Raw genomic sequence first — 25,574 nt, 5'->3', positions numbered from 1 at the left:
CGCCTCCGCGACGTCCGTCGACAACCAACGGACCCCTAGAAATGCCGCGTGGGCCGCCCGATCAGGGGCGACCCACTACGTCCTTCGTAGCATGCGTGCCGCTCGGAAAGAAGGTCAGATCTGAGGCTGAACGGCGACCTTAGTGACGGGATCGTGGGCGCCGATGGGAACCATCGACGTTCGGTCATTGCGGGGATGAGCGGCGAGTTGCGTCGTTCATGGTCGTGTTCGAGAGAGGTTCCAGTGACGTCGCGCTTGTCGTGGTGACCGGCATCAAGTGGCGTCGTCTGGGGGGCAGGTCACTACAACCACGAACGGCCCCACTCCGGACTGGAGATGCGGACGCCGGCCGCCTATGCGGCGTACATTGCCAACCTGCCGTCGACGCCGTCGGCAGTGGCCAGTGAGAGCGGTGAATGAGAGTGCCTTCCACCACTGCCGCTGGACCAGTTGACGCTCTGTCCCAGGACCTGGTCGACCTCGAGTTCTCTCAGATCATCTGGACCAATTTCTCGGGGCAGGTCACCGAGGTCAAGCCGAACGCGACTGTGCGCGATCTGTTGCACATTGCTCCTGGCACTGCTCGGGAGCCGCTCAGGGGTGGTCTAGCGTCGCGTCGAACTGATCAGGAGCTTCTGGATTCGGTCATGCGACCCCGAGACGGCACATACTTGACTGTCAGCAGGGATGGTGCACTGCTTGAGGGCAACCATCGTCGCTTAGAACTACTGGATCGAGTTCATGATCCGCAGTCGAACATCGACTGGGATACGCCGATCTTCCTTGACGGGTGGCCGTGGTGAAGAGACTCACACGCCGCTCGAAGGCCGCCGTCAAGCTGGAGATCAGACGTCTGAGCCTCAATGAAATTGGGGTCCTCAGCCAAGAGGCGTCGGATCATGCCCGAAGTGCACGTGGGCGACCCGAATGGCTGGCTCGCAACGCTGACGATATTCGAGAAGCAGTCATGAAGGTATTCGGGCCAGAGTCTGAAGGTGTCACGCGATGCGTTGTCACGCTCGTCATGGAGTCGGGCGCACCGCGATGGTTCACCCTCGACGTGGCGAACGAGGTTCTGAAGGAACTGCCGGTCCTCGACCGGCAAGAGCTGGCGGACTTGGCGAGCCTGCTCCTAGAGCACGCGGTCCATATCCAGCTGGATGAATGAGATTCCTAAACCGCCCCAGGGGTTCCGGACGCACCATCTGGGGACATGCCTGGGCGGTTCACAACAGCCCAGAGGGAGTTCTTTCACCACGGGGGCCCACCGCGGGGTTCGCTCTGTCTGCCCCTCGCCTTTCGGTCCGTCTCGTTTGTGAGTTCTCGGATGTTGTGAGTGCTGATCGAGGTGGTCATGCCGGCTAGGAAGAGGTACACGACCGAGCGCCCTGGCGGTCGATTATGGGCAAACAACGCTCCTGGCCAAGGCGACCATCGCTTCGGGGTCCCGAACGGCAATCAATACATAGTCCTGTCGACCATCGCGCCACGTGATGCGATGCGCGCGAGTGCCAGTATCGTCTGGGTCGTCCCAAGTGAGGGCTGCCTGGAACTGTCCTACGGTGACCGCAAGAGCTCTCTCTGGAAACTGTTTGAACATTACTTCGGACAAGGGAGCGCTATCCGATTCCGGGTAGGTGCGTAGTACGACGGCCCCAGCTTGCAGTGCGTCACCCGGTCGGGAACCATCCACCGTCGACTTGGAGTAGAACACGTCGGTGACGCCGGACAGGTCTTGAGTTTGACCTTCTGGTGCCATGCCGTCGATGGCCGTGCGGAAGTACGGGGTCGACCGCGTCGTGTCGTCCACGGGGTTGAGTTTGATGGCGACAGACCGAGGTACGCCACTGAGGCGTGCTTCGGCGGGGCTGAACTGTTGGTTCTCGACCAATTTTGGAACGGTCTGCGAGCAGCCGTCGGTGATCGCCGAGGCACGCCCTTGTGGAGCTTCCGTCTGGCTGCCACAGGCCGTCAGGGTCGCGGCGATGGTCGCTGCCGACGCAATGTTGGTCAGCCTGCGGATGGTGTTCATATTGGACTCCCGAGTTGCCTAGTCGAGTGGTGCCAGATAGGTGTCGAATCGTGTTGATGAGTTCGAGGTGACGGTGTAGTTCGGATCCAACACAATGTTGTAGCCGGTGCCAAAGTCCACCCAGGAGCCGCTTACTCGAACTTGCATGTCGAGGAACCGGACGTCGAGATTCTTGTCTGTTGTGAGGCCGTTAGTCGTTTCGAGTCCGCTCGCGGCCGTGTACGCGTTCCCGTGGGCATTCGAGTAGCAGTTGTAGGTCAAGCCCTGCATGGACAGTCGCCATCCGTTGCCACCTGCCGCGCATGTGCCGTATTCGATTTGAAATGGGGGAATATTTCCTGCGGCGATGGCGTCTGAGTTCTCGAGTTGACAGAAGTACTGTCCGTTGGTGCTGCCGTCGGTGTAGATGTTCCACAGATTGTCATAGTCGTCCGAGCAACCGGTATTGGGCACTCCGGCGCTCTTATAGGTCCCAACTGCGACAAAGTCTCCGTTGTTCCAGATCAGCTGATTTGGGTGAGCGTAGCCATAAGTGAGTGCATACGCTGGATCGGTGCGAATATTGTTGCTGCCTCGATACGCATCGAAAGTTCCATCTCGACCTCGCGCTGCCTGCTCGGCGAATCCTGCCTCCGCTTGGAACGCGATTAGTCCGCAGATAATGAGGGCCGCACCCCCGAGAATTCGTTTGACCATGGCTCATGTTCGCCACTCCGTCGCCGATTTCCTAGGAGGGTCTAGACCATCTGCACGGCGGCTGAGGTCGGCCGCGCTAATTGACCGCCGGCCGTCCAGCAGTGTTAGACCGTCCACAGCTCGCCCTGTTCGCGCTCGGTCGGGTGCCAGGTCGTGGTCAGAGTCGTGGTTCGCGTCTTGAGAAGGTCTGCGCTCGGCTGGGGTCCCCTTAGCGGCTGAGCTGGGGAGCCATTCGCTTCGTCAAGGTTCGTTGAGATGAACCGCAACTTGGCGCCTCCACCGGACAGGATCAAGGTTTTGTCTGTCGCTACGAGGTGCGTGACGGAATGAAGTGCTTCAAGGTATCTGCCCCTGGTGGGATCGACCGATCCGAACGGGCAACTCAGCATGCTGCCGACCGATTCGATTTGGAAACGCATGGACCCTTCGCTTGGGGAAATCGTAACCCTCACTTGAACCACCGTGCAGCCAGCAATGGCCTGCCCCCTTCCTCCAGCCAAGATTCTGAGCGTCGGTGGCTGAGCATTGTCGCCATAGCTCGCCCGCTTTCCGCCGACATCGGCGGAGGAAAGCTGCCAGAGTCCAACCGCCGCAGGGCTTCGCGGTCCATGCGCAGCTGGATCGTTCGCGACCAGGTGCCGCCCACGCTCGTCGCCGTTGGTGAGACCTAGTCCTCCTGCGGTAACCGCCGCCATGGCGAACGCGATGGCGCTGCCACCGACGGCGCGCCTGCGCCTCCGTACGGTGCGGCCAACTTCCAGCATGGCCCCAATCGGCGGGTTTCCGGTTGGAATATCGCGCCACAACCGACCGAGAGTTTCTGTGCGGTCTCCGTTCATTACTTGTGTCCTTCCGCGAAGTCCGACAAGTGGCTGCTCTTAGCGAGCTGAGCGAGTGAACGCGAGAGGCGGCTCTTCACAGTGCCGGGCGATATTTTCAAGATGTCCGCCGTTTGCGCTTCGCTCAACTGAGCGCAATGACGCAGCACTACCACCTCGCGGTTGTGATTCTTGAGTCCGGCGAGAGCGCGGTGGACCGCGTCGGCAACGTCGACAGAATTTGTTTCGTCTTGCATGGCCCCTAGAGATGGTGGCGCAGCGAACGGCCGCTCGCCCCACCAACGTCTCCGGCGGCTGTCGCGGAGGCAATTGAGTAATATTCGATACACATAACCCTCCCTATCGTCCGCCGCCTCAACGCGTCGCCAGGAGACGTAGCAGCGTATGAGTGTCGTTTGGGCCAAGTCTTGAGCGTCATCGACGGAGCAGCCTAAGGAGACTGCGGAACGCACGAGTCCGCTCCAGTGCGCGGCGGCATATTCGGAAAACTCTTGGTCCCGACCCATACCTGCCTCACTGTTCCTCACTCATGTACGACGAGGTGGGACGCGGTTGGCGTTCCGCGTGGGTGCAGGAAATTTTCTCACAGCGTGAGCAGGCGTTTTACCGGTGGCGCACCAAGTAGGGGGCGTTGAAGGAGGACGAGGCCATCCGGTTGAAGACCCTGGAGCAGGAGAACGCCCGGCTGAAGCGGATTGTTGCCGAGCTGGCGTTGGATATGTCGATGCTCAAGGACGTGGCGAAGGGAAACTTCTGAGCCCGGCCCGGCGGCGGGATGCGGTGGCGATGCTGATCAGGAAGCACAAGGTCAGTGAGCGCCGCGCATGTCGGCTGGTCGGGCAGCACCGATCGGCGAACCGGTACGAGCCGAGGCCCTCGGATCTGGAGGCGAAGCTGGTCCAGCGGATGCACCGGTTGAGCGAGGAGGACCCGGAGTGGGGCTACCGGATGCGCGCCGGATCTTCCCGGTCGTCCAGGTGATCACTGCCGACTGATGATCCAAGGCCTCCTGGTTGAGGAGGGCTGGCCGGCCAACAAGAAGCGGATCGAGCGTTTGTGGTGCCGCGAGGGGTTGCAAGTGCCCCCACGGAAGGCGAAGTCCTCGGGTCGGAAGGCGCGTGGGCATGACTCCAACAGCACCCGCCGGCTCCCGGCCCGCTATCGCAACCACATCGGGTCCTACGACTTCATCAAGCGCCGCACCAGTGACGGGCCGGCCGGTGCGCGTCCTCAACGTCATCGATGAGTTCACTCGGGTCGGGCTCGGATCCCACGCAGCCCGCGGCATCGGCGCGAAGGGCGTGAAGCACCACTTGGAGGAGCTGTTCAAGAAGCACGGGAAGCCGGCCCTGATCCGGACCGACAATGGCCGAGAGTTCATCGCCGACACGCTGCTGGACTGGCTCGGGGAGCAGCAGGTCCGGGGCGTGTTCATCGCGAAGGCGAGTCCGTGGCAGAACGGCATCAACGAGCGGTTCAACGGCACCATGGAGCGCGAGCTCTTCGGCCACGAGGTCTTCCACTCCGTGCTCGAGGTCCAGTTCGTCGTCGACGCCTGGGTCGAGAAGTACAACACGAGGCGAGTGCATCGCAGCTTGGGCGGACAGACGCCAGCGGCGTACGCCAAGATGCTCACGGAAGCGACGCCGTACGACGTGGGTGGTGGTAGCCAGTGAGAGTTGCTGCCAACGCTGCCCGTGGAGCAGTCGCAACCTTCCGATCCAGATGCCCGGACCGGATCGGATCAACCAGCAACCCTCACAAGTGCTGGACCAGAACTTCGGGGCCGGACAGACTCAACGGGAAGCCGGGGCCCAACTCGGAGACCCACATACCGCGCAATCCAGATCGCACCTACGATCTCCCGGAGGGGTGGTAGTGGTGGATATCGACATCGTTGGACGTGTCGTCGCCAGTGTCGGCTCCGAACATGCCATCACTCTCAGCCTGTCCGGTGGCGCTGAAGTCCGGATAGAAACGGTCTCTGAATTTACCGAGCCGGATCGTCCGCAGCTCGTCATCGACCCGCAGCATCTGGAGACCGATCAGGAGCTGCAGCGCGTTCTGCCGGGTCGCATTGTCGAGCAAGTGGCGGTGGACGCCGATGCCGGTTCGCTTGTTGTCACACTTGAGGGTGGTGTCGACCTGCGCGTATTGCCAGACATCGACTTCGAGGCTTGGTCCCTAACCTTGGACGACGGGTCTTCATATGTGTGCCTGCCGGGCGGGGGGCTTGGTCGATGGGGGCCGCGACACTGAGCAGCCTGATTTCTGCACGGGCGGGCTGGTCGCCGCCTTCGTCGAGGAAGAGAACCGAATACCTCGAGATCTGGCACAACAGGCGCCGCCGTCGCAGCCAACTCGGCGGGCTCACGCCGATTGGAGTTGGAGCGAAACCGCATCATCACTGGGGCATGAGAGCCCAAGATTCACGACTCCGCGGACCCCGGGCAGACTAGCCTCCGCTGAACCCAGGGCGGTTCACATCTTCCTAGCCGGCATGACCACCTCCAACAGCACGCTCAAAATCCGAGCACTCACAAACGAGATGGACCGAGAATCGGAGGGGCCGGACAGCTGGGAAAGCGCTGCCCAGCCCCGCTCAAAGTCCGTCCGCACCGTTTCGGGGGCGGCGGCGCCGACTCGGCAAGCGCCGCCGATCCGACGAAGTCGCCAGGCGACTCTTGAGGTGAGCCGACCGCTCCTGGGCGAGGCTCGCGGTCTACGACGTTGCCGATACGCCGGGATGCCCAACGCCCTGGAACCCCCGACTTGGGCTGGAACCTTTTCGCGCGTTCAGGACTCTGTAAGTCTGGTAGTCACCCAAGGAACTGAGGGCGGATGAGTCACGGCGATTTTCACGACTACGTCGAGGCGAGATGGACCAACTTGTGCAGGTTCGCTGTGTTGCTGGGCAGTTCTCAACAAGACGCAGAGGACTTGGTCCAAACGTCCCTTGCCGACTGTTGGGCCTCTTGGGACCGGATTCGAAAGTCGCGCGACGTTGATGCCTACGTCTATCGCGTCGTCATCAACAGATGGCGTAGGACGCGGCGCAACGGGCGCAAAGAGTCAGAGTCGCTCCGCTTCATCGGCGAGCCGGCGACTGCTGCCTTTACGGACTCTGTTGACGACGCCCTGGCCGTGCGCTCAGCTCTGTCCAGGCTGCCGCCAGACATGCGCGTCATACTCACGCTCCGTCGATTGGCGGACCTTTCAGAGGCGCAGACTGCATCAGTGCTGCGCATCCCTATTGGCACTGTTAAAAGTCGGCTGGCGCGCGCCCAAGCACTGTTCTTGGAAGACCCGGCCATCAGCTCGCTTCGCACCCAGGAGAATAGATGAACCAGGATACAGAGCCCGCCGTCCGGAACATGCTGAGACAGGCGTCTGAGGGGATCGCAGTTGGCCAGGCGCCGCGACAGGAAAGTCTCGAACACCTCGGCCGACGTCGACTCCGGGTCCGACGGGTCAGCGAGTTGGCTGTTGCGATGATGGTTTTCGCCGCGTTCTCTTTCGTATGGGGAACTATGCAAACCCACAGGCCGACCCAACAGATTGCGCCGAGCGGGACACCCGTCGTCACTGAATCCGGGCCATGCGCGGGAACTTACTTCGGCATCGTTCAGGGTCCGGAATTCTTTGATCTAAATCCGTACGGCCCGTCCGGCACCAGTACTGACATGGTCACGCTCAATGGATCCCGGGCTGCGTATCTCCGGCAGGGTGGGCCGTGCGCCCAGTCGATTCAATTCTCGGCAAGCCCGTCGACCGTACTCTCCGTCGGGGCCGACGGACGACTAATCCTCAGTCAGGGGCACGCCGAACTGATTGTTGGTGGAAACGCGTGCGCTCCCGGCCTGGACGGGTGCCGCGGCGGGCTCGTTGGCGGCCTGCCTCGCACCCTGGTCGTCAAGGCGGACTAGACGCACTGGACAAGTGGGAGCGCCTTGGAGAACCGTTGCCGTTCAACGACTCGGGAGGAGCGACTTTGAAGATCTTAGACTCAAGAAGTGCGACGCGGCCACTGCTTCTAATCGCGTTCACGTCTGTGATGTTGGCCCTCTGGCAACCGGCCGGACCTGCGGCAGCCACCAATTGCGCGACGGCGAATCTTTACTTTGCTGGAGGTGTGACAGATTTTTCGTCTGCCACGCGTGGCGCACGCGCAGACATTCAAATTCCAACAACCGTTCCCACGATCTGCACGGGCGCCGCAGACGCAAGCAAGTTTTCCGATGCTTGGTCGATGGTTTTCGCGTACAACCCCTCGCACAGCACCTACTACTATGCCCAGGTCGGCTTCGGGAAAGACACTCTCACTGAGACTCAAAACTCATACCTGCCCAATGCGCGGCTTACCTCGTTCGCTCAGTACCGCAAGAGTGACGGAAGCAATTGGACGACCGCCATATTCGCAGCTCCAACTTTAGGGAGCACAGTGACCTACAAGAACAACTGGCGCTCCGACGATGGTCACATCCACATGCTTGCCGACGGTGTGCAGTACTTGGAAACGAACTACGATCCCACATCCTATTGGGATTCGTCCTGGCAGGGACAGTTTGAAAACGAGACAGGATATCGCGACACCCAGACCTGGGGAACACTGAACGACAAGACGATTTGGACGCATGTGGACAAGTCCGATTCAAGCGGCAATTGGTCTTCATTTGGATCGATGACTGCCGTAAACCAGGGGAATGGAGCGTGGTCGGTGAATACCTTCCACCCGGCGAGCGGCGGTTGGGGAGTGATGGTATGGACACCGTGACTCGGCGTGCAGCCCGGACAATCGGGTTTGGTGTGGTCAGCCTGGGACTTGTCCTCGGCCTCGCGTCAGCCGGCATCGCCAACGTCGGCCGCGTCGCCGAGATGGGTTCGGAGTACCCACCCCTCTCCAGTGAAGCCAAGTCACAGTTGGCCAAAGACAGCTTCATTGAGGTGACGGCTTTCGATCCCGCACGGCCGTCCATCGTGAGGCCCACTCGAGACACCGAGGTCGACCACAACAAGGGCTTGCCTCCGCTGTCTGTCGAGGAGGCGGTGAAGATGGCCCGTGATGCCGTGGGACTGAGCGACAACGCTGTCGTCGCCAGCGCCTCACTGGTCTCTGTGACTCCCCACGCCTACGGGTACGAGCTAGCCAAGGACACGGAGGCATCTGCGATTCTTCCGATATTCGAAGGAACTGCTTCGTGGGCGATCGAGTTCGCCGACCTGTTGATTCCCGTAGCAGACCCTCGTTACGCGGAAGAGGCCAACCCGCCGGCCGCGGAACGTTTGAGCTACATGACCAACATGGTCATCTTTGTGGACGCCTACGACGGCTCGTTCATGCTTGGCGGTCAGTTCGACCCTAACCCTGAGAATTAAAGAGCAGCCCGCTAGTCCCCGACCGCGAAGTGGTCGGCGTCCAACTGATTGGAACCAGCTACCACCAGGGGGAGGGCCACACTTTGTGACCCTCCCCCGTTTCTTGGTGGGTAGTCGGAGAGGAAGCACTCCATGCTGATAAGCGCTGTGGCGACCTGATCCAGGTCGAGGTCGAGGTCATGGCCCTCGCTACCGCTGCGCTCATGACAGCGGCATTCGCATTGATTATTCATCGTGACGGCCACGGCGGGTTGCTGAGGGAACTGCCCGGGCCGCGAGCGGCCAAGCAACGTGCCCGCGGACCGTTAGCTGCCAACCAACTCGTCACCATCGCGATCACGCCGGCGGACCAGCAGTGTTCGCTTAACGGTCGATGTGGTCGAGAGCAGCGCTCATGCTGATCGCGTTGTAGATGTATGCCCAGCGTTCCTTGGTTTTTGGCGCTTGGCCTCGGAAGGCAATCCCGGCGAGCATGTCGATGTCACGCTGATGAAGTTTTTTCTCGATGGCGAATTCGCGCAACTCGTCTGGGATGGTGTGCGGCTCCGCGTTGATTTCTCGTCCAACAAGGTCGGCGAGGGTTATGCCTAGGGCATCGGCGATCTTGTGTAGCACTGCGGCTCCTGGCCGGCTCCCGGACCCCTTCTCGACCGTGGATAGGTAGGACTTACTGACGCCGGCTTGCGAGGCGAGCTCGCCGAGGGAGAGATCCTTGTCGTTCCGAAGGGTGTTGATTCGGCGGCCGATGTCGGCGACATTGGGTTCGGCACTAACGCCGTCTGGAATGGGCGGATAGGAGTCCGATGGACGTTTGACGCTGGTGGCGTTGCTACGAGCGGGGGTCATGGCGATCAGCTGGCGTGGGCAAGTCGGGTGGGCGGGTTGACTGTGAGTTCGTGTCGCAGCATGGCGTGGTGTGGGGTGGCAAGGACAATGGCACGCATGACCAGGTTTCCTTCGTTGTCGATGTAGGGATCGGTTTCGGCGGAGACGCACGCTCTCTGGGTCGTCGCTGGCAGGAAGCTGACGTCCACTACGTCGTCAAGTTTGTTCGTGGCGAACACCTCGCAGAGCGGGTGGCTTTCTGCCAGCAGCGTCCCTCGAAGTTGCGCCGGGGCAACAGGGCACCAAGCGCTGTTGCTGAAAGCGCGGTGAATTGAGGTACGGGGAGTGAAATCGGCATCGGTTGTGCGTCGGATGTCGAGGACGATCGCCGGGCGGTCGGTCAGGTTGATCAGACGCCGCAGAGTGGCGTCAATACTGGCGTGGTAGGCGTTCGCGATTCGTCGAACGGAGGCGATCGTGTAGGCCGAGTCATTGAACTCTGGTCCAACGTAGCGGCGCGGCAAGAGCAACTCGGCCGCTCCAGCGTCGGCAACCCGCTCGAGATGCCTGCTCATCGACTGCAGCCGCCATGATGTGCCACCGCTACGCCCGTCGTCCTCATCCTTTACCGGTTGGCCCCCGCATCCCAGCCGCCGGTACTGGGTGACGCTGTAGCCGGGCAGAAGCGTGTGCACGATCTCGTGGCCGATGGTGAAGTTCCGACGGTGCGGGCTGTCGGAGGATCGGACGGTGATCGTGAGCGTCCCATCCTCCGCCGGGGCGAGCATCCCGGACCATCCGATGTTGTCGTACCGGATGGTCTTGATCTGCTGGTAGCTCGCCGCACGGTGCAGGTGCGTTGGAGGAGCGAGCTCGAGCGTCCGGCTCAGATCTTCGACGAGACGCTCAATGAGCACAACGTCAGACACGCCCGGGGCAAGGGCGCGTGCAATCTCCAACTGCGACAGGTTCATTCTGGATCAAGGCTATCCCGTTCGCAATCGCGGACGCTACGTGCTAACGTTCTAGCGTTCGCAGTTGCGGACGAGTCGTTCGTTACTCCGGACGCCTTGACGAGTCGCTCCCGAAAGGAACGCGCGCCATGACCGACGCCAGCTTCAGCCCCTCCGAGGAGCTGCGAGACATCCAGGGAGGCGCCATCGGGTTTCTCAAGGACCACGAGCGGCTTCTGTTCATCAACTTCACCGACGCGGCAAGCGCAAAAGCCTTCCTCGCCGAGATCGAGCCGACTCTCGCGAACGGCCTCGAAGTCCGCAGCTTCAATGAGGCGTTCAGTGAGAACCGCCGCCACAACGGCGACCCCGACGCGCTGCAGTCCACCTGGGTCAACATCTGGCTCACCCGCAGCGGCCTGACGTGCGTCGGCGCTCCCGGCCTGGAGACGTTCCCCGAGGAGTTCGCCAGCTCTATGTGCGGCCGCGCCGCCTTGATCGGGGACGTTGGCGCCTCCGACCCGTCCACGTGGCAGGCCCCGTTCACCGGCGGCGCAGAGCCGCATGCTGCCATCGTCCTTGCCGGCGACAACCTCGCTGACCTCGACGCCCGCCGCGCCAAGGTCGAGGATGTGTGCGCCCGCCACAGTGTCACCATCGTTGGCCGTCAGGACGGCGACGCCCGGCCTTCTCCGTTCCGCGGGCACGAGCACTTCGGGTTCAAGGATGGTGTCTCCCAGCCGGACATCGAGAAGTTCACCAAGCGGGGCAAGGGTGGCACCATCCCGCCCGGCGACGTCTTCATCGGGTACCCCGACTCGGAGGGCAACATCAGCGGGCAGCCCGTCACCATTCCGCCGCCGGCTCCGTCGGCGTACAACCCCACCCCGGTGCCGCCTCCAGCGCAGCCGCTCCCCGACTGGACCCGCAACGGCAGCTTCGTCGTGTACCGCAAGCTCCGCCAGGACGTCGCCGGGTTCAACACATCTATGGCGAATGCCGCGCCCGGCATCGGCCTCACGCCTGAGCAGCTCGCCGCCAAGTCCGTCGGCCGCTGGCCCTCCGGCGCGCCAATGGAACGCGTCCCCGGCTGCCCCGCCCACATCGACCCGGCACTCACCGATCCATCCGCAGAGACCCCGGCGCTCCTGAGTGCGGAGAAGATCAACGCGTTCGACTTCACCGACGACCCCGACGGCAACAACGTCCCCCGCGGTTCCCACATCCGCAAGACGAACCCCCGCAAGGACGTCCTCGCCGACGGCGACACCTCCGACAAGCACCGCATGGTCCGACGCGGCATCACCTACGGCCCCGAGTTCGCCCCCGGTGAACTGGCCTACGGCCAGACCGTCCCCGACTCCCAGGATCGCGGACTGCTGTTCATCAACTACCAGTCCTCCATCGCACGCACCTTCGAGTTCGTCCAGTCCCACTGGGCCAACCGTGAGGACTTCCAGATGCCCGGCGACGGCAAGGACCCCATCATCAGCCAGGACAATGCGGACGGTATCTTCAACGTCCCTGCGCATGGCCAGGTGACCTTCGCCCGTTGGGTCACCACTGTCGGTGGCGGCTACTTCTTCTCGCCGTCGCTTTCGGGCCTGAGGACCCTCGCCCGGTAGCGACTAACGCTGACCCGGCCGTCCTGGCGGACCGCATCTGCCTGCGACGGCCGGGTAGTCCCGGATCCAAAGCGCATCAAGAGGCAGCAAGTAGTCGGTATGAGGGCCTCGTCGCGGACCTCGCCGGCGACTGACCCTGGAGCCTGCACGGATGCCGTGGCTCGCTCGGACCTCAGGCCCGACCCAGCGGGCAGACCGACACGACGCGAGCGGTACTCGATTCGCTGTTGTGCATCGGGACCTCGGCGACTACCAGGGTGTCCCGTGGCAATCATCTCCGCCTGGCGCGTGGACGACCTGACGAAGTGGGTAAGCCGGATGCATGGCCATCCAGAAGGAAGCTCCGACTCTCAAGCCCCTTGACTCTGGGCCTGGGACGTCTGTCGCTCGGGCAACACTGGGGCAACAAGAAGTCCGGAAATCGCCAAAGTCGACCAATGACAACCCATCACCCATTTGCGCTCTGACCTGGACGTTCACTCACGTCCAACGTCGTCCGTCGACAAGTCGATCCCTCTCTCAAGGCGGTAGCGCCGGTTCGAATCCGGTCGGGGGTACATCCCACGAAGGGCCCGGATCCACCAGGATCCGGGCCCTTCGTCGTTCTCCACCACCTCTTCTCAGGCGCAGATCCCGGCCGCCGCCGCGGCGTCGCGAGCGGCCCGACCGGGATGGGCGCGCGGACCGCCGGCGGTGACGGAGCCGAGGCCGAACTTCCCGATCGGCAGGTCCTCGTGCACCCGCTGGACGAGGCGCTCGTACGCCGGCAGCAGGCCGACGTGCGGGTAGCCCGCCGTCCCCGGCGCGAAGAGGAAGTTCGGCATCGTGACGAACCTGATGTGGGCGACGTCGGCGTCCTTGAGCTGCCGGGCCAGGTCGACGAGCGCGCCGGCCCCGGCGAGGTCGGGGCTCGCCTGCAGCGACCCCGTGAGCGCGTCGGCGAAGCCCAGCAGCCGGTCCGGCCGGGTCAGCGTGCCGGCCGAGAACACCTTGCCCACCATGGCCGCGATGAACGCCTGCTGCCGCTTCATCCGGCCGATGTCGGTGCCGCTCAGCACGTGCCGCAGCCGGACGTAGCTCAGCGCCTGGGCGCCGTCGAGGTGGACGTCGCGGCCGGCGTCGAAGTGCACGTGCAGGTAGGTCGGGTCGTCGAGCGGCTGCGGGATGCAGACGTCCACGCCGTCGATCGCGTCGACCATGTTCTTGAAGCCGCCGAAGTTGATCGTCAGGTAGTCGTCGACGTAGATCGGCGCGAACACGGACTCGACCTGCTCGACCGTGCACTCGGGCCCGCCGACGGCGTACGCGTCGTTCCAGAGCACGTCCGTGGCGCCGGGCACGCGCTTGCCGTCGACCGTGCAGTCGGGCCGGTCGACGACCAGGTCGCGGGGGATCGAGATGCCGTACGCCGACCGCCGGTCGGCCGCGACGTGCAGCAGGATCGTGGTGTCCGAGCCGCCGAGTCCGGCCTCGCCGTCGACGTGGCAGCCCGCGCAGTCACGGGTGTCGCTGCCCATCACCAGGATGTTCAGCGGCTCGTGCGGCTGACCCGGTCGCACCTGCTTGGTGGCGTGGTGGTGGATCTCCGGGCCGGCGGCGATGTTGCCGTCGAGGTGCCGCACGACGAGCACCACCACGCTCCCGGTGACCAGTGCCACGACCAGCTGGGTGATGAGGATGACGAGCAGGACCCGCCGACGATGTGGCACCCGCGCATCGTAGTCAGGAGGGTTCCGGGTCCGTGTCCGATTCCCGCGAGAACTTGTCGGCGTCATGGGTGAGGATGGGGCCATGTCCACCAGCACCCGGCACGAGGAGCGGCTCGACCGCGAGTCCTGCTACCGCGCGGTGAAGTCGCGCGACCGGCGCTTCGACGGCGTCTTCTACACCGCCGTCCGCACGACCGGAATCTACTGCCGGCCGTCCTGTCCGGCCCGGACCCCGGCCTTCCAGAACGTCACGTTCCACCCCAGCGCCGCGGCCGCCCAGGCGGCCGGCTACCGCGCCTGCAAGCGGTGCCTGCCCGACGCCACGCCGGGCAGCCCCGACTGGGACGTCGCCGCGACCGCGGCGGGCCGGGCGATGCGGCTCATCGCCGACGGCGTCGTCGACCGCGAGGGCGTGGAGGGGCTGGCCCGCCACGTCGGCTACACCCCGCGCCACCTGACCCGCATCCTCGGCGCCGAGCTCGGCGCCGGGCCGCTCGCCCTTGCACGGGCCCGACGTGCCCAGACGGCCCGGGTCCTGATCGAGACCACGGAGCTCGGCTACGCCGACATCGCCTTCGCGGCCGGCTTCTCCAGCGTCCGCCAGTTCAACGACACGATCCGCGAGGTCTACGCCTCGACCCCGACCGACCTCCGCGGCCGGCGCGGCGGCGGGGTCACCACCGGCACGGTGACGATGCGGCTCGCCGTACGCACGCCGTACGCCGGGCGCGCGCTGCTCGGCTTCCTTGCCCTGCGTGCGATCCCGGGCGTCGAGGTCGCGGGCGGCGGGTGGTACGCCCGGACCCTCGCGCTCCCGCACGGCACCGGCACGGTCCGGCTGGAGATACCCGACGTCACCGAGCCGGGGGAGACGGCCTTCGTGACCGCGGCCTTCGCGCTCGAGGACCTGCGCGACACCGCCGCGGCCGTCGAGCGGGTCCGTCGCCTCCTGGACGCCGACTGCGACCCGGTCGCGGTGGCCGACGCGTTCGCCGGTGACCCGGTCATCGGCCCGCTGGTCCGTCGCCACCCCGGGCTGCGCGTGCCCGGCCACGTCGACGGCAACGAGATCGCCGTCCGCGCCGTCCTGGGCCAGCAGGTCAGCGTCGCCGGCGCGCGCACGGTCGCGGCCCGGCTGACCGCGGCCCACGGCCGGCCGGTCGCACCGCCCCCGGACTCGATGCCCGAGGGCCTCACGCACACGTTCCCCGATGTGGCGACGCTGGCGGGCCTGGACCCCGAGGAGCTGCCGATGCCGCGAGCCCGCGGGCGGGCGCTCGTCGCCCTGTGCGCCGCGCTGGCCGATGGCGACCTCGCCCTGGACCGCGGGCCCGACCGCGACGACGTACGCCGTGCCCTGCTGGAGATCCCCGGCATCGGGCCGTGGACGGCCGACTACATCGCGCTGCGCGCCCTCGGCCACCCCGACGTCTTCCTGCCGACCGACATCGGCATCCGCGACGCCCTGCGCGGGCTCGGCCAGGACCCGGCCCGGGCCTCAGCTCTGGCCGAGGGCTGGGCGCCCTGGCGGTCCTACGCCCAGGTGCACCTCTGGCAGACGCTCGCACCCACCACCACCGCCACCGGCAAGGAGAACTGACATGTGGACCCTGATGGACTCACCCGTGGGCGAGTTGCGGATCGTGGAGAAGGACGGCGCGATCACCGCGATCGAGTTCACGCCCTACCGCGACCCCGACGGCCGCGTGCGCGGCGACCGCGCCGACGACCACCCCGTCCTCGCGGAGTGCGTCCGTCAGCTGCGGGCCTACTTCGACCGCGACCTCAAGGAGTTCGAGCTCCCGCTCGCCCCCGAGGGCACCGACTTCCAGCAGCGGGTCTGGAGCCAGCTGCAGGGGATCGCCTTCGGCGAGACCGCGTCCTACGGCGAGATCGCACACCGCCTCGGCATGACCAACGCGGCCTCCCGCGCCGTGGGCCTGGCCAACGGCCGCAACCCGATCCCGATCGTGATCCCGTGCCACCGCGTCATCGGCGCCAACGGCACCCTCACCGGCTACGCCGGCGGGCTGGAGCGCAAGCAGACCCTGCTCGACCTTGAGGTCGACGGGTTGTTCTGAGGCTGGGCTACTCCGCCGCAGCCCGCCGCAGCGACTCGCTGAGCCGCTCGGCGGCGGCAAGGACGGCGGGGGCGTGCATCCGGCCGGGCTGGCGCGAGAGCCGCTCGAGCGGACCCGACACCGAGACGGCCGCGATGATCTTGCCGCCGGGGGAGCGGACGGGGGCCGACACGGACGCGACGCCCTGCTCGCGCTCGCCGACGGACTGGGCCCAGCCGCGACGGCGGATGCCGGAGAGAGCGGCGGCGGAGAAGGCGGCGTTCTGGAGGCCGCGGTGCATGCGCTCGGGGTCCTCCCACGCGAGCAGCACCTGGGCGGCCGAGCCGGCGCGCATGGTCAGCTGCGAGCCGACCGGGATGGTGTCGCGCAGGCCCGAGGGGCGCTCGGCCGCGGCGACGCACACGCGGTGCTCGCCCTGGCGGCGCCACAGCTGGGCCGACTCACCGGTGATGTCGCGCAGCCGTGCCAGCACCGGGCCGGCGGTCGCGAGCAGCCGGTCCTCGCCGGCGGCGGCGGAGAGCTCGGCCAGCCGCGGCCCGAGGACGAAGCGGCCCTGCATGTCGCGCGCCACGAGCCGGTGGTGCTCGAGGGCGACGGCGAGGCGGTGGGCGGTCGGTCGGGCCAGGCCCGTGCCGGCGACCAGCCCGGCGAGGGTGGCCGGACCGGACTCGAGGGCGGTGAGCACGAGGGCGGCCTTGTCGAGGACGCCGACTCCGCTGGTGTTGTCCATATGGCAATACTGCCGTCTCAGAACTTGGGATGCAAGCGTTAGGGTGGAACCCGTCGTCACCACGCAGTGCAGCACACCTGGCAGAGAGGGAGTTCAGGCATGGGCAAGACCCTGTCCGAGAAGGTCTGGGACGAGCACGTCGTCCGGTCCACCGAGGGAGAGCCGGACCTGCTCTTCATCGACCTCCACCTCATCCACGAGGTGACCTCGCCGCAGGCCTTCGACGGCCTGCGCCTCGCCGGCCGTCGCGTACGTCGCCCCGACCTGACCCTGGCCACCGAGGACCACAACGTCCCCACCCTCGACTGGGACAAGCCGATCGCCGACCCTGTGTCGCGCACCCAGGTCGAGACGCTGCGCCGCAACGCCGAGGAGTTCGGCGTACGCCTCCACCCGCTCGGCGACATCGAGCAGGGCATCGTCCACGTCGTGGGCCCGCAGCTCGGCCTGACCCAGCCCGGCATGACCATCGTCTGCGGCGACAGCCACACCAGCACCCACGGCGCCTTCGGCGCGATCGCCTTCGGCATCGGCACCTCCGAGGTCGAGCACGTGCTCGCCACCCAGACGCTCATGCAGGCCCGGCCCAAGACCATGGCCGTGACCGTCAACGGCAGCCTGCCCGCGGGCGTCACCGCCAAGGACCTCGTGCTCACCCTGATCGCGCACACCGGGACCGGCGGTGGCCAGGGCTACATCGTGGAGTACCGCGGCCAGGCCATCGAGGAGCTCTCGATGGAGGCCCGGATGACCGTGTGCAACATGAGCATCGAGTGGGGCGCCAAGGCCGGCCTCATCGCGCCCGACCAGACGACCTTCGACTACATCGAGGGCCGCAAGGAGGCGCCGAAGGGCGACGACTGGACCGCCGCGGTCGAGCACTGGAAGACCCTCGTCACCGACGAGGACGCCGAGTTCGACAAGGAGATCGTGCTCGACGCGAGCACGATGACCCCCTTTGTCACCTGGGGCACCAACCCCGGCCAGGGCGTGCCGCTCGGCGCGAACGTCCCGGCTCCCGAGGACTTCGAGGACGCCCAGGACCGGATCGCCTGCGAGAAGGCCCTCGAGTACATGGGCCTCGAGGCCGGCACCCCGCTGCGCGAGGTCAAGGTCGACACCGTCTTCGTCGGCTCGTGCACCAACGGACGCATCGAGGACCTCCGTCTCGCCGCCTCGATCATCGAGGGCCGGCAGGTCGACAAGGACACCCGCCTGCTCGTGGTGCCCGGCTCGGTGCGGGTGCGCCTGCAGGCCGAGGAGGAGGGCCTCGACGTGATCTTCAAGGAGGCCGGCGCCGAGTGGCGCGGGGCCGGCTGCTCGATGTGCCTGGGCATGAACCCCGACCAGCTCACCCCCGGCGAGCGCAGCGCCTCGACCTCCAACCGCAACTTCGAGGGCCGCCAGGGCAAGGGCGGTCGCACGCACCTCGTCTCGGTGCCCGTCGCCGCCGCCACCGCCGTCCGCGGGACGCTCTCGTCGCCCGCCGACCTGGACTGAGGGAGATCGCCATGGACAAGTTCACCAGCCACACCGGCGTCGGTGTCCCGCTGCGCCGCAGCAACGTCGACACCGACCAGATCATCCCGGCCGTCTACCTCAAGCGCGTGACCCGCACCGGCTTCGAGGACGGCCTGTTCGCCGCCTGGCGCAACGACCCGACGTTCGTGCTCAACGACGAGGCGTACGCCGCGGGCTCGGTGCTCGTGGCCGGCCCCGACTTCGGCACCGGCTCGTCGCGCGAGCACGCCGTGTGGGCGCTGCAGAACTACGGCTTCAGGGCCGTGATCTCGCCGCGGTTCGCCGACATCTTCCGCGGCAACTCCGGCAAGGCCGGGCTCGTCGCGGCGCAGGTCGACGAGAAGGTCGTGCAGCGCCTCTGGGACCACCTCGAGGCCAACCCCGGCGCCACCGTCACCGTCGACCTCGAGTCCCGGACGGTCCGTGCGGGTGAGGGCCCCGACGCCATCGAGGACTCCTTCGACATCGACGACTACACGCGCTGGCGGCTGCTCGAGGGCCTCGACGACATCGGCATCACGCTCGGGCACGACGCCGACATCGCCGCCTTCGAGGCGACCCGCCCGAGCTGGAAGCCCGCGACCCTCTAGTCCTGAGGGTCCGGGAGCCGGATCGCCAGCTGGGTGCACCAGGCCTGGAAGCCCAGGCGGCGTGCGGCCTGCATGGACGCGTGGTTCTCCGAGCGTGCCGTCCACCGGGCGACGTCGTGCCGGGCGATGGCGTAGGACGTCGCCGTGCGGGCCACCCGGTCCACGAGTCCCTGGCCCCGGTGGTCGGGGTGCACGAGCACGCACACGTCGCGGGCGGCGTCGGGCCAGGTGCTCAGGGCCGCCGCGGCGACGGGCTGGTCCGGCGGACCCAGGGTGAAGGTCACCGTGACATCGTCGGCGCCGAGCCCCGACTCCTCCCACTCCTCCGGCGTCACGTGCTCACGGAGGGGCAGGGCGGCCGAGGGCTCGCCGATGCGTACGTCGGGGTCGGACCCGGGGTCGAGATCGAGGTAGTGGTGGGTGGCGGGACCGATGAGCCGACCGCCCAGGTCGTCGGCCAGCGACTGCCAGAACGCGGCCGACTGCAGGACGTCGAGGCTCGCCGACGCGATCCGGCTGGGCAGGCCGGCGTCGATGCCGGTGGGTGTCGACACGTGCACGCCGTCAGCGCGCCACGCCACGAAGAAGCCGGCGTAGTCGCCCAGCTGCGCATGGGGCTGCACGGTCAGCGCTTTCCAGACCTCGTCACCGGCGATGCCGAACACGTCGGCCCACCAGGAGTCCACGAAGTCCTCCGTCTCCCGTTCCACGCACTGACACTAGGGCCGCCCGACCTGCCACGCACCGCCTTTGGGGCCAGACGCCCTTTCGACACAAGGCGACACTCCGCGCGCGACGAGAATCGTCAAGCGGGGTTGGGGAAAGTCCTCGTCGCACGGACCAGGATCGTCGAAGTGCCACTACCAGACCCGTCTGGTCAGGTCCACTCCACACGAAGAAAACCCCGGAATGTTCGGCGTGGCGATTGTGACGGTGACCACCTTTCCCTAGCGTGCGTTGAAGAAAGTCGAGCATCGGCTCGGCCCATGGGTTCATTGGAAGGGAAGCTAGTGAACAAATCACAGCTCATCGACACCCTGGCTCAGCGCTACGAGGGGAATCGCAAGGCTGCCGCGCACGCACTCGAGTCCGTCCTGGACACGATCACGCGCGAGGTGGCGAAGGGCGAGAAGGTCGCCATCACGGGCTTCGGCTCCTTCGAGAAGCGCATCCGCGAGGCGCGCTGGGTCCGCAACCCGCAGACCGGCCAGCGCATCAAGGCGAAGAAGACCGCCGTCCCGAAGTTCAGCCCCGGCGCTGACCTGAAGAACGTCGTCTCCGGTGCCAAGAAGCTGCCCAAGCTGACGCTCGCTGCTGCCGGCTCCTCGGCCAAGGCTGCGACCGCCCCGGCGAAGAAGGCCGCGGCTGCCGCCAAGAAGGCGACCACGAAGGCCCCGGCGAAGAAGGCGGCCCCGGCCAAGAAGGCTGCTCCGGCTGCCACGAAGGCCGCTCCCGCCAAGAAGGCGGCCCCGGCTGCCAAGAAGGCCGCTCCCGCCAAGAAGGCTCCGGCCAAGAAGGCACCCGCCGCCAAGAAGGCCGCGCCGGCGAAGACCACCGCCGCAGCCAAGAAGGCGCCGGCCGCCAAGAAGGCCCCGGCGACCAAGGCTCCGGCCAAGAAGGCGCCGCCGGCGAAGAAGGCTGCTCCCGCGGCCAAGAAGGCACCGGCTGCCAAGAAGGCACCTGCGAAGAAGGCCCCTGCCAAGAAGGCCTGATCCGCACACCCGTTCGTGGGCCGTCTCCCGGTGGGGGACGGCCCACGGTCGTGTCCGGGTGTGTTCCGCTGTGTCCGGCAGGGTCAGACGAGCGCGGCGGTGTGCCGCCCCAGGCCCAGGGCTCGTGCGGCGTCGAGGTCCACGAGGTCGTCGACGTCGCGACGCAGGGTGGGGAGCTTCCCCTCGATCTCGGTGGCGTCGAGGTCGAGGTGCGCGGCCCGGGACTCCACGCCGAACCGGGGCTCGAAGAGACGCAGCGGTGCGGTGTAGAGCGTGGTCCCGATCCCGTCGGCGTCGGCCACGAAGCACGGGGTGTCCGGCACCACGCGGCTCAGTGCGGCGGTGAGGTCGGCCGGCACGAGAGCTGGGAGGTCGGCGCAGATCGCGACCGGTTGGAGCCCGGGCCAGCGGCGCCCGGACTCCGCGGCGGCCTGGGCCAGGCTGGCGTTGAGGTCCCCGGTGACGCCGTCGGGGATCGCCGCGCAGCCGAGCGCGGCCAGCTGCGCGGAGAACGCCGCGTCGTCGGTGACGACCAGCACCTCGGCCACCTGGGCGCACGCCAGGCAGGCCGTCACCGTGTCCAGCGCGAACGCCGCTGCGAGCGCCCGGCGACGGTCGTCGTCGAGGCCCACGAGGCGCGACTTGCCGCGCGCCGGAGGCTTGACCGGCACGACCACGGCGTACTGCTGGCTGGTCATCGCCCCGATCCTGTCAGGCGGCGAGAAGTCGCCCTCCGTGGGTGTGTCGCCACGAGACGGAAGGACCCCGACTGCGAGTAACCTGCACTCGACGCACGGCGCGTCACGGCCCGGTGGCCGCGAGGAACGACGGGGTTGCTGGTGACCGTTCGCAAGCTGCAGCAGAAGCGTGGCTGGGCCTGGAACATCGCTGTGCCGTTGCTCAAGCCCCTGCTGCTCGGGGTCGCCTCCCGCACCTGGATCGACGGCGAGAAGCTGCCGGCCACCGGCGGCTGCATCGTGGTGTTCAACCACCTCTCCCACGTCGACCCGCTGCTCTCCGCCCACTTCGTCTACGACCACGGCCGGTTGCCGCGCTACCTCGCGAAGTCCGGCCTGTTCAAGAACAAGGCGCTGGGCGGCTTCCTCAGCGCGGCGGGCCAGATCCCCGTCGAGCGGCTCACGCGCAGCGCCGTCGGGGCGTACGACGCCGCCGTGGCGGCCGTGAACGCCGGCGAGTGCGTCGTGGTCTATCCCGAGGGCACCCTCACCCGCGACCCCCACCTGTGGCCGATGACCGGCAAGTCCGGTGCGGCGCGGATCGCGCTGGCGACCGGCTGCCCGGTGATCCCCGTCGGCCAGTGGGGTCCGCAGGACCTGCTGCCGCCCTACGGTCGGCCCGACTTCCTCCCGCGCAAGCACGTGACGATGAAGGCCGGCGACCCCGTCGACCTCTCCGACCTCCTGGCCCTCGAGCACACGCACGCGGTCGTGCAGCAGGCGACCGACCGGATCATGGCGGCCCTCACCGGCCTCGTGGAGGAGATCCGCGGCGAGCAGGCCCCGGCCGAGCGTTTCGACGCGCGGGCCGCGGGTGTCAGTCTGATCGGCAACCCCAACAAGAAACCCAAGAAGGAGCGTCCATGAGCCGCGAGGGCAAGGTCGCGATCTTCAGTGCCGGGTCGTGGGGCACGGCCTTCTCGATCGTGCTCGCCGACGCCGGCAACGACGTGACGCTCTGGGCGCGTCGCGAGGAGGTCGCCAAGTCGATCAACGAGCAGCGCGAGAACCCCGACTACCTGCCGGGCATCGAGCTTCCCCGGTCGGTGGGGGCGACCCACGACGTGGAGGAGGCCCTCGACGGGGCCGACATGGTCGTGCTGGCCACGCCGTCGCAGAGCCTGCGGGGCAACCTGGTCGAGTGGGCGCCCCACATCAGCGAGGACGCCGTGATCGTCTCGCTGATGAAGGGGGTCGAGCTCGGCTCCCTCAAGCGGATGAGCGAGGTGATCGCCGAGGTCACCGGCGCCGGCCCCGAGCGGATCGCGGTCATCAGCGGCCCCAACCTCGCCATGGAGATCGCCCGGCGCGAGCCCGCCGCCTCGGTCGTGGCCTGTGCCGACGAGGACGTCGCCAAGCGCATCCAGCAGCGCTGCCACGCCCCGGCCTTCCGCCCCTACACCAGCACCGACGTGCTCGGCTGCGAGCTGGGCGGCGCCTACAAGAACGTCGTCGGCCTCGCGGTCGGCATGGCCGTGGGCCTGGGCTTCGGCGACAACACGACCGCCTCCGTCATCACCCGTGGCCTCGCCGAGACCGCCCGCCTCGCCACCCGCCTCGGCGCCAACCCGCTGACCCTGATGGGGCTCGCCGGCCTGGGTGACCTGGTCGCCACCTGCTCCTCACCGCTCTCGCGCAACCGCAGCTTCGGCGTCAAGCTCGGCCAGGGCATGACCACGGAGGAGATCTACGCCTCCACGCGTCAGGTCGCCGAGGGCGCCAAGTCCTGCTCCTCGCTGCTCGCCCTCGCCGAGCGCACCGGCGTCGACGCCCCCATCGCGCACCACGTCGACGCCGTCGTGGCCGGCCGGATGACCGCGCAGCAGATGATGGACTCCTTCATCGCCCGCGACACGAAGGCGGAGGTGGAGTGACCTAGTCACCCCACCAGGTCGTCGAGCGCTCCGCGCAGGTCGTCCCACAGGTCGTCGACGTCCTCGATGCCCACCGACAGCCGCACCAGGCCGTCGGGGATGGTGGCGGGCTCGGACTTCCAGCGGCGGCGCCGCTCGAAGGTCGACTCCACGCCGCCGAGCGAGGTGGCGTGCACCCACAGCTTCGTCTTGCGGGTGAGCAGGTCGGCGGCCATGGCCCCCTGGGCGAGCACGATCGACACGATCCCGCCGAAGCCGGGGTAGCGGACCTCCGCGAGGGCGGGGTGCTCCTCGAGCCGTCGGACCAGCTCCTGGGCGTTGGCCTGGGCGCGTTCGACCCGCAGGTGGAGGGTGCGCAGCCCGCGCAGCGCGAGGTAGGACTCGAGCGTGCCGGGGACGGCGCCGACCAGGTCGCGGCGGCCCTTCAGCACGGCGTACAGCTCGTCGTCGGAGGTCACGACCGCCCCCATCAGCGCGTCGCTGTGCCCGGAGAGGTACTTCGTGGCCGAGTGCACGACCAGGTCGACGTCGAGCTCGAGCGGCTTCTGCAGCAGGGGAGTGGCGAAGGTGTTGTCCACCACGACGTAGGCGCCGGCCTCGTGGGCCGCGACGGTGATCGTCTCGATGTCGGCGATCTCCAGCGCGGGGTTGGTGGGGGACTCCAGCCACACCAGGGCCGCGTCGGCGCAGGCCGCGACGACGGCGTCGGTGTCGGTGATGTCGACGAGCTCGGTGCGCAGCCGGCCGCGTGACTCGAGGTCGGCCAGCTGCAGCACGGTGCCGTTGTAGGAGTGGCGCGGCGCGACCACCTTGGCGCCGTTGCCGACCAGGTCCAGCACGGTCGCGACGGCCGCGAGCCCGGACGCGAAGCTCAGGCAGCGGCCGCCCTCCAGCGCGCCCAGCGCGTCCTCGAACGCCGTCCAGGTCGGGTTGCCGTAGCGGCCGTACTCCAGGTCGCCGCCCGCGACGTACGTCGACGCCATCGTGATCGGCACGTTGAGCGGCTGGTCCGGCTCGTGGCTCGGCCGGCCGGCCGTGACGGCGACCGTCGACGGCTTCCAGTCGGGCGTGGGCGAGGGCTGGGGGGCGGAAGAGTCCTCGGGCATGGCCGCAACACTAGGCCGGTAGGGTCGTGCCCGATGAACGAGCCCTCCGCCGCCTCCCGCAAGCCCCGCGTCGCCGTCGTCTTCGGCGGTCGCTCGAGTGAGCACGGCATCTCGTGCGTGACGGCCGGCAGCGTGCTCCGGGCCATCGACCGCACGGCGTACGACGTGGTGCCGATCGGCATCGCCACCGACGGTCGCTGGGTGCTGGAGTCGGGCGACCCCGAGCGGCTCCGGATCGAGAGCGCCGACCGGCTGCCGGCCGTCGACGGCTCCCGCGCCAGCATCGTCCTGGCCCAGGACAGCACCTCCACCGACCTGGTCGTCCACGAGCCCTCGCAGCCGCCGCAGACGCTCGGCGAGGTCGACGTCGTCTTCCCGGTGCTGCACGGGCCGTGGGGCGAGGACGGCACCATCCAGGGGATGCTCGAGATGGCCGGGGTCCGCTACGTCGGCGCCGGCGTGCTCGCCTCGGCCGTCAGCATGGACAAGGCCTACATGAAGGTCGTGCTCCAGGCCGCGGGCCTGCCGGTGATGCCGTCGGTGACGATCACCCGGCGCCAGTGGGACCGGGACGCCCAGGGCTGCCGCGAACAGGCTGCGGGCATCGGCTACCCGCTCTTCGTGAAGCCCGCCCGGGGCGGCTCCAGCATCGGCATCTCCAAGGCCCACGACCCCTCCGAGCTCGACGAGGCCGTCGAGACGGCGCTGCGCGAGGATCCCAAGGTGCTGCTCGAGGTGGCCGCCGAGGGCGCGCGCGAGGTCGAGTGCGGCGTGCTCCAGTCCCTCGACGGCACGCCCGAGACGAGCATGCCCGCCGAGCTGCGCGTCGGGGGCGACCACGAGTTCTACGACTTCGCCGCCAAGTACCTCCCCGGCGAGCACACCGAGATCGACATCCCCGCCGACCTGACCGACGAGGTGGCGGCCGAGCTCCGCCGGCTGGCCGCCCTGGCCTTCGAGGCCGTCGGCTGCGAGGGCCTGGCCCGGGTCGACTTCTTCGCGTTCCCCGACGGCTCGCTCGTGGTCAACGAGATCAACACGATGCCGGGCTTCACCCCGACGTCGATGTACCCGCAGATGTGGGCGGCCAGCGGCCTGGACTACCCGGCCCTCGTGGACCGCCTCATCCAGCTGGCGCTCCAGCGCGACACCGGCCTGCGCTGACCGG

At 67.3% G+C, this 25,574-nt stretch carries 25 protein-coding genes and 1 pseudogene; 16 read left to right on the top strand and 10 right to left on the bottom strand.

Annotated elements, in window-relative coordinates; genetic code table 11:
- Positions 1 to 790 precede the first annotated feature (790 nt).
- Positions 791 to 1,168 (top strand): hypothetical protein, encoded by a 378-nt coding sequence (locus tag FB382_RS12350; protein ID WP_182539531.1) that lies wholly within the window; start codon positions 791 to 793, stop codon positions 1,166 to 1,168.
- 231 nt (positions 1,169 to 1,399) lie between these two features.
- Here FB382_RS12350 and FB382_RS12345 read toward each other — a convergent pair whose 3' ends face one another.
- From FB382_RS12345 to FB382_RS12335, 3 genes are all read right to left on the bottom strand, one after another.
- The gene (locus tag FB382_RS12345) at positions 1,400 to 2,032 is read right to left on the bottom strand and encodes a hypothetical protein (protein WP_182539529.1); all 633 of its coding nucleotides are present in this window, start codon (positions 2,030 to 2,032) and stop codon (positions 1,400 to 1,402) included.
- An 18-nt stretch (positions 2,033 to 2,050) separates the two neighbouring features.
- Positions 2,051 to 2,728, bottom strand: coding sequence for a hypothetical protein (locus FB382_RS12340; protein WP_182539527.1), 678 nt, complete (start codon positions 2,726 to 2,728; stop codon positions 2,051 to 2,053).
- A gap of 838 nt (positions 2,729 to 3,566) precedes the next feature.
- Entirely contained in the window at positions 3,567 to 4,073 is a 507-nt protein-coding gene (locus FB382_RS12335) for a SigE family RNA polymerase sigma factor (RefSeq protein ID WP_182541497.1), read from the bottom strand.
- Positions 4,074 to 4,159: 86 nt separating this feature from the next.
- Here FB382_RS12335 and FB382_RS22570 point away from each other — a divergent pair.
- From FB382_RS22570 to FB382_RS12310, 6 genes and pseudogenes are all read left to right on the top strand, one after another.
- Positions 4,160 to 4,350: pseudogene (locus FB382_RS22570) on the top strand (transposase); the annotation flags it as partial.
- A 341-nt stretch (positions 4,351 to 4,691) separates the two neighbouring features.
- Complete coding sequence (locus FB382_RS12330) at positions 4,692 to 5,243, top strand: integrase core domain-containing protein (RefSeq protein ID WP_246377172.1); 552 nt, start codon at positions 4,692 to 4,694, stop codon at positions 5,241 to 5,243.
- Positions 5,244 to 5,448: 205 nt separating this feature from the next.
- On the top strand, positions 5,449 to 5,826 hold the full coding sequence (locus FB382_RS12325) for a DUF6188 family protein (RefSeq protein ID WP_182539523.1): 378 nt from the start codon (positions 5,449 to 5,451) through the stop codon (positions 5,824 to 5,826).
- A gap of 582 nt (positions 5,827 to 6,408) precedes the next feature.
- Positions 6,409 to 6,912: a sigma-70 family RNA polymerase sigma factor gene (locus tag FB382_RS12320; RefSeq protein ID WP_182539522.1), complete on the top strand. Its 504-nt coding sequence runs from the start codon at positions 6,409 to 6,411 to the stop codon at positions 6,910 to 6,912.
- Positions 6,913 to 7,621: 709 nt separating this feature from the next.
- On the top strand, positions 7,622 to 8,341 hold the full coding sequence (locus FB382_RS12315; RefSeq protein ID WP_182539520.1) for a hypothetical protein: 720 nt from the start codon (positions 7,622 to 7,624) through the stop codon (positions 8,339 to 8,341).
- Positions 8,329 to 8,943, top strand: a complete 615-nt coding sequence (locus FB382_RS12310; protein WP_182539517.1) for a hypothetical protein — start codon at positions 8,329 to 8,331, stop codon at positions 8,941 to 8,943. The genes FB382_RS12315 and FB382_RS12310 overlap by 13 nt, the downstream gene beginning before the upstream one ends.
- Before the next feature lie 363 nt (positions 8,944 to 9,306).
- Here FB382_RS12310 and FB382_RS12305 read toward each other — a convergent pair whose 3' ends face one another.
- Both FB382_RS12305 and FB382_RS12300 read right to left on the bottom strand, forming a co-directional pair.
- Positions 9,307 to 9,789: a helix-turn-helix domain-containing protein gene (locus FB382_RS12305; RefSeq protein ID WP_182539515.1), complete on the bottom strand. Its 483-nt coding sequence runs from the start codon at positions 9,787 to 9,789 to the stop codon at positions 9,307 to 9,309.
- A gap of 5 nt (positions 9,790 to 9,794) precedes the next feature.
- On the bottom strand, positions 9,795 to 10,742 hold the full coding sequence (locus FB382_RS12300) for an ImmA/IrrE family metallo-endopeptidase (protein WP_182539513.1): 948 nt from the start codon (positions 10,740 to 10,742) through the stop codon (positions 9,795 to 9,797).
- Between the two features lie 128 nt (positions 10,743 to 10,870).
- Between FB382_RS12300 and FB382_RS12295 the strand changes: the two genes are divergently transcribed.
- The gene (locus tag FB382_RS12295) at positions 10,871 to 12,346 is read left to right on the top strand and encodes a Dyp-type peroxidase (RefSeq protein WP_182539510.1); all 1,476 of its coding nucleotides are present in this window, start codon (positions 10,871 to 10,873) and stop codon (positions 12,344 to 12,346) included.
- A gap of 620 nt (positions 12,347 to 12,966) precedes the next feature.
- On the opposite strand, the gene FB382_RS12290 is transcribed toward FB382_RS12295, so the two are convergent.
- Positions 12,967 to 14,055 carry an LCP family glycopolymer transferase gene (locus tag FB382_RS12290; RefSeq protein WP_182539508.1) on the bottom strand — a complete coding sequence of 363 codons (1,089 nt, stop codon included), beginning with the start codon at positions 14,053 to 14,055 and terminating at the stop codon, positions 12,967 to 12,969.
- An 82-nt stretch (positions 14,056 to 14,137) separates the two neighbouring features.
- Between FB382_RS12290 and FB382_RS12285 the strand changes: the two genes are divergently transcribed.
- Together FB382_RS12285 and FB382_RS12280 are read left to right on the top strand one after the other, a co-directional pair.
- Positions 14,138 to 15,655 (top strand): DNA-3-methyladenine glycosylase 2, encoded by a 1,518-nt coding sequence (locus FB382_RS12285; protein WP_182539506.1) that lies wholly within the window; start codon positions 14,138 to 14,140, stop codon positions 15,653 to 15,655.
- 1 nt (position 15,656) lies between these two features.
- Positions 15,657 to 16,136: a methylated-DNA--[protein]-cysteine S-methyltransferase gene (locus tag FB382_RS12280; protein WP_182539504.1), complete on the top strand. Its 480-nt coding sequence runs from the start codon at positions 15,657 to 15,659 to the stop codon at positions 16,134 to 16,136.
- A 7-nt stretch (positions 16,137 to 16,143) separates the two neighbouring features.
- Here the strand turns inward: FB382_RS12280 and FB382_RS12275 are convergent, their stop codons facing one another.
- Positions 16,144 to 16,866: an IclR family transcriptional regulator gene (locus tag FB382_RS12275; protein WP_125038842.1), complete on the bottom strand. Its 723-nt coding sequence runs from the start codon at positions 16,864 to 16,866 to the stop codon at positions 16,144 to 16,146.
- Between the two features lie 99 nt (positions 16,867 to 16,965).
- Here FB382_RS12275 and leuC point away from each other — a divergent pair, with 99 nt between their 5' ends.
- Both leuC and leuD read left to right on the top strand, forming a co-directional pair.
- Complete coding sequence (gene leuC, locus FB382_RS12270) at positions 16,966 to 18,366, top strand: 3-isopropylmalate dehydratase large subunit (protein WP_182539502.1); 1,401 nt, start codon at positions 16,966 to 16,968, stop codon at positions 18,364 to 18,366.
- An 11-nt stretch (positions 18,367 to 18,377) separates the two neighbouring features.
- Positions 18,378 to 18,977 (top strand): 3-isopropylmalate dehydratase small subunit, encoded by a 600-nt coding sequence (leuD, locus tag FB382_RS12265; RefSeq protein ID WP_182539500.1) that lies wholly within the window; start codon positions 18,378 to 18,380, stop codon positions 18,975 to 18,977.
- On the opposite strand, the gene FB382_RS12260 is transcribed toward leuD, so the two are convergent.
- A complete protein-coding gene (locus FB382_RS12260) occupies positions 18,974 to 19,687 on the bottom strand; it encodes a GNAT family N-acetyltransferase (RefSeq protein WP_182539499.1) in 714 nt (237 codons plus the stop codon). The two genes, leuD and FB382_RS12260, sit on opposite strands and share 4 nt — an antisense overlap.
- Before the next feature lie 300 nt (positions 19,688 to 19,987).
- Between FB382_RS12260 and FB382_RS12255 the strand changes: the two genes are divergently transcribed.
- On the top strand, positions 19,988 to 20,689 hold the full coding sequence (locus FB382_RS12255; RefSeq protein ID WP_125038839.1) for an HU family DNA-binding protein: 702 nt from the start codon (positions 19,988 to 19,990) through the stop codon (positions 20,687 to 20,689).
- 83 nt (positions 20,690 to 20,772) lie between these two features.
- Here FB382_RS12255 and cofC read toward each other — a convergent pair whose 3' ends face one another.
- Positions 20,773 to 21,387 (bottom strand): 2-phospho-L-lactate guanylyltransferase, encoded by a 615-nt coding sequence (gene cofC / locus FB382_RS12250; protein WP_182539497.1) that lies wholly within the window; start codon positions 21,385 to 21,387, stop codon positions 20,773 to 20,775.
- 141 nt (positions 21,388 to 21,528) lie between these two features.
- On the opposite strand from cofC, the gene FB382_RS12245 reads away from it, so the two are divergent.
- On the top strand, positions 21,529 to 22,293 hold the full coding sequence (locus tag FB382_RS12245; RefSeq protein ID WP_182539495.1) for a 1-acyl-sn-glycerol-3-phosphate acyltransferase: 765 nt from the start codon (positions 21,529 to 21,531) through the stop codon (positions 22,291 to 22,293).
- Positions 22,290 to 23,300 (top strand): NAD(P)H-dependent glycerol-3-phosphate dehydrogenase, encoded by a 1,011-nt coding sequence (locus tag FB382_RS12240; protein WP_182539493.1) that lies wholly within the window; start codon positions 22,290 to 22,292, stop codon positions 23,298 to 23,300. The genes FB382_RS12245 and FB382_RS12240 overlap by 4 nt, the downstream gene beginning before the upstream one ends.
- Before the next feature lie 5 nt (positions 23,301 to 23,305).
- On the opposite strand, the gene FB382_RS12235 is transcribed toward FB382_RS12240, so the two are convergent.
- A complete protein-coding gene (locus FB382_RS12235; RefSeq protein WP_182539491.1) occupies positions 23,306 to 24,406 on the bottom strand; it encodes a trans-sulfuration enzyme family protein in 1,101 nt (366 codons plus the stop codon).
- 33 nt (positions 24,407 to 24,439) lie between these two features.
- Here FB382_RS12235 and FB382_RS12230 point away from each other — a divergent pair, with 33 nt between their 5' ends.
- Positions 24,440 to 25,570 carry a D-alanine--D-alanine ligase family protein gene (locus tag FB382_RS12230; RefSeq protein WP_182539488.1) on the top strand — a complete coding sequence of 377 codons (1,131 nt, stop codon included), beginning with the start codon at positions 24,440 to 24,442 and terminating at the stop codon, positions 25,568 to 25,570.
- The last annotated feature ends 4 nt before the right edge of the window (positions 25,571 to 25,574 follow it).

This window comes from Nocardioides ginsengisegetis (assembly GCF_014138045.1).
GTDB lineage: Bacteria > Actinomycetota > Actinomycetes > Propionibacteriales > Nocardioidaceae > Nocardioides > Nocardioides ginsengisegetis.
This window is presented reverse-complemented; position numbering and strand designations above follow the sequence as displayed.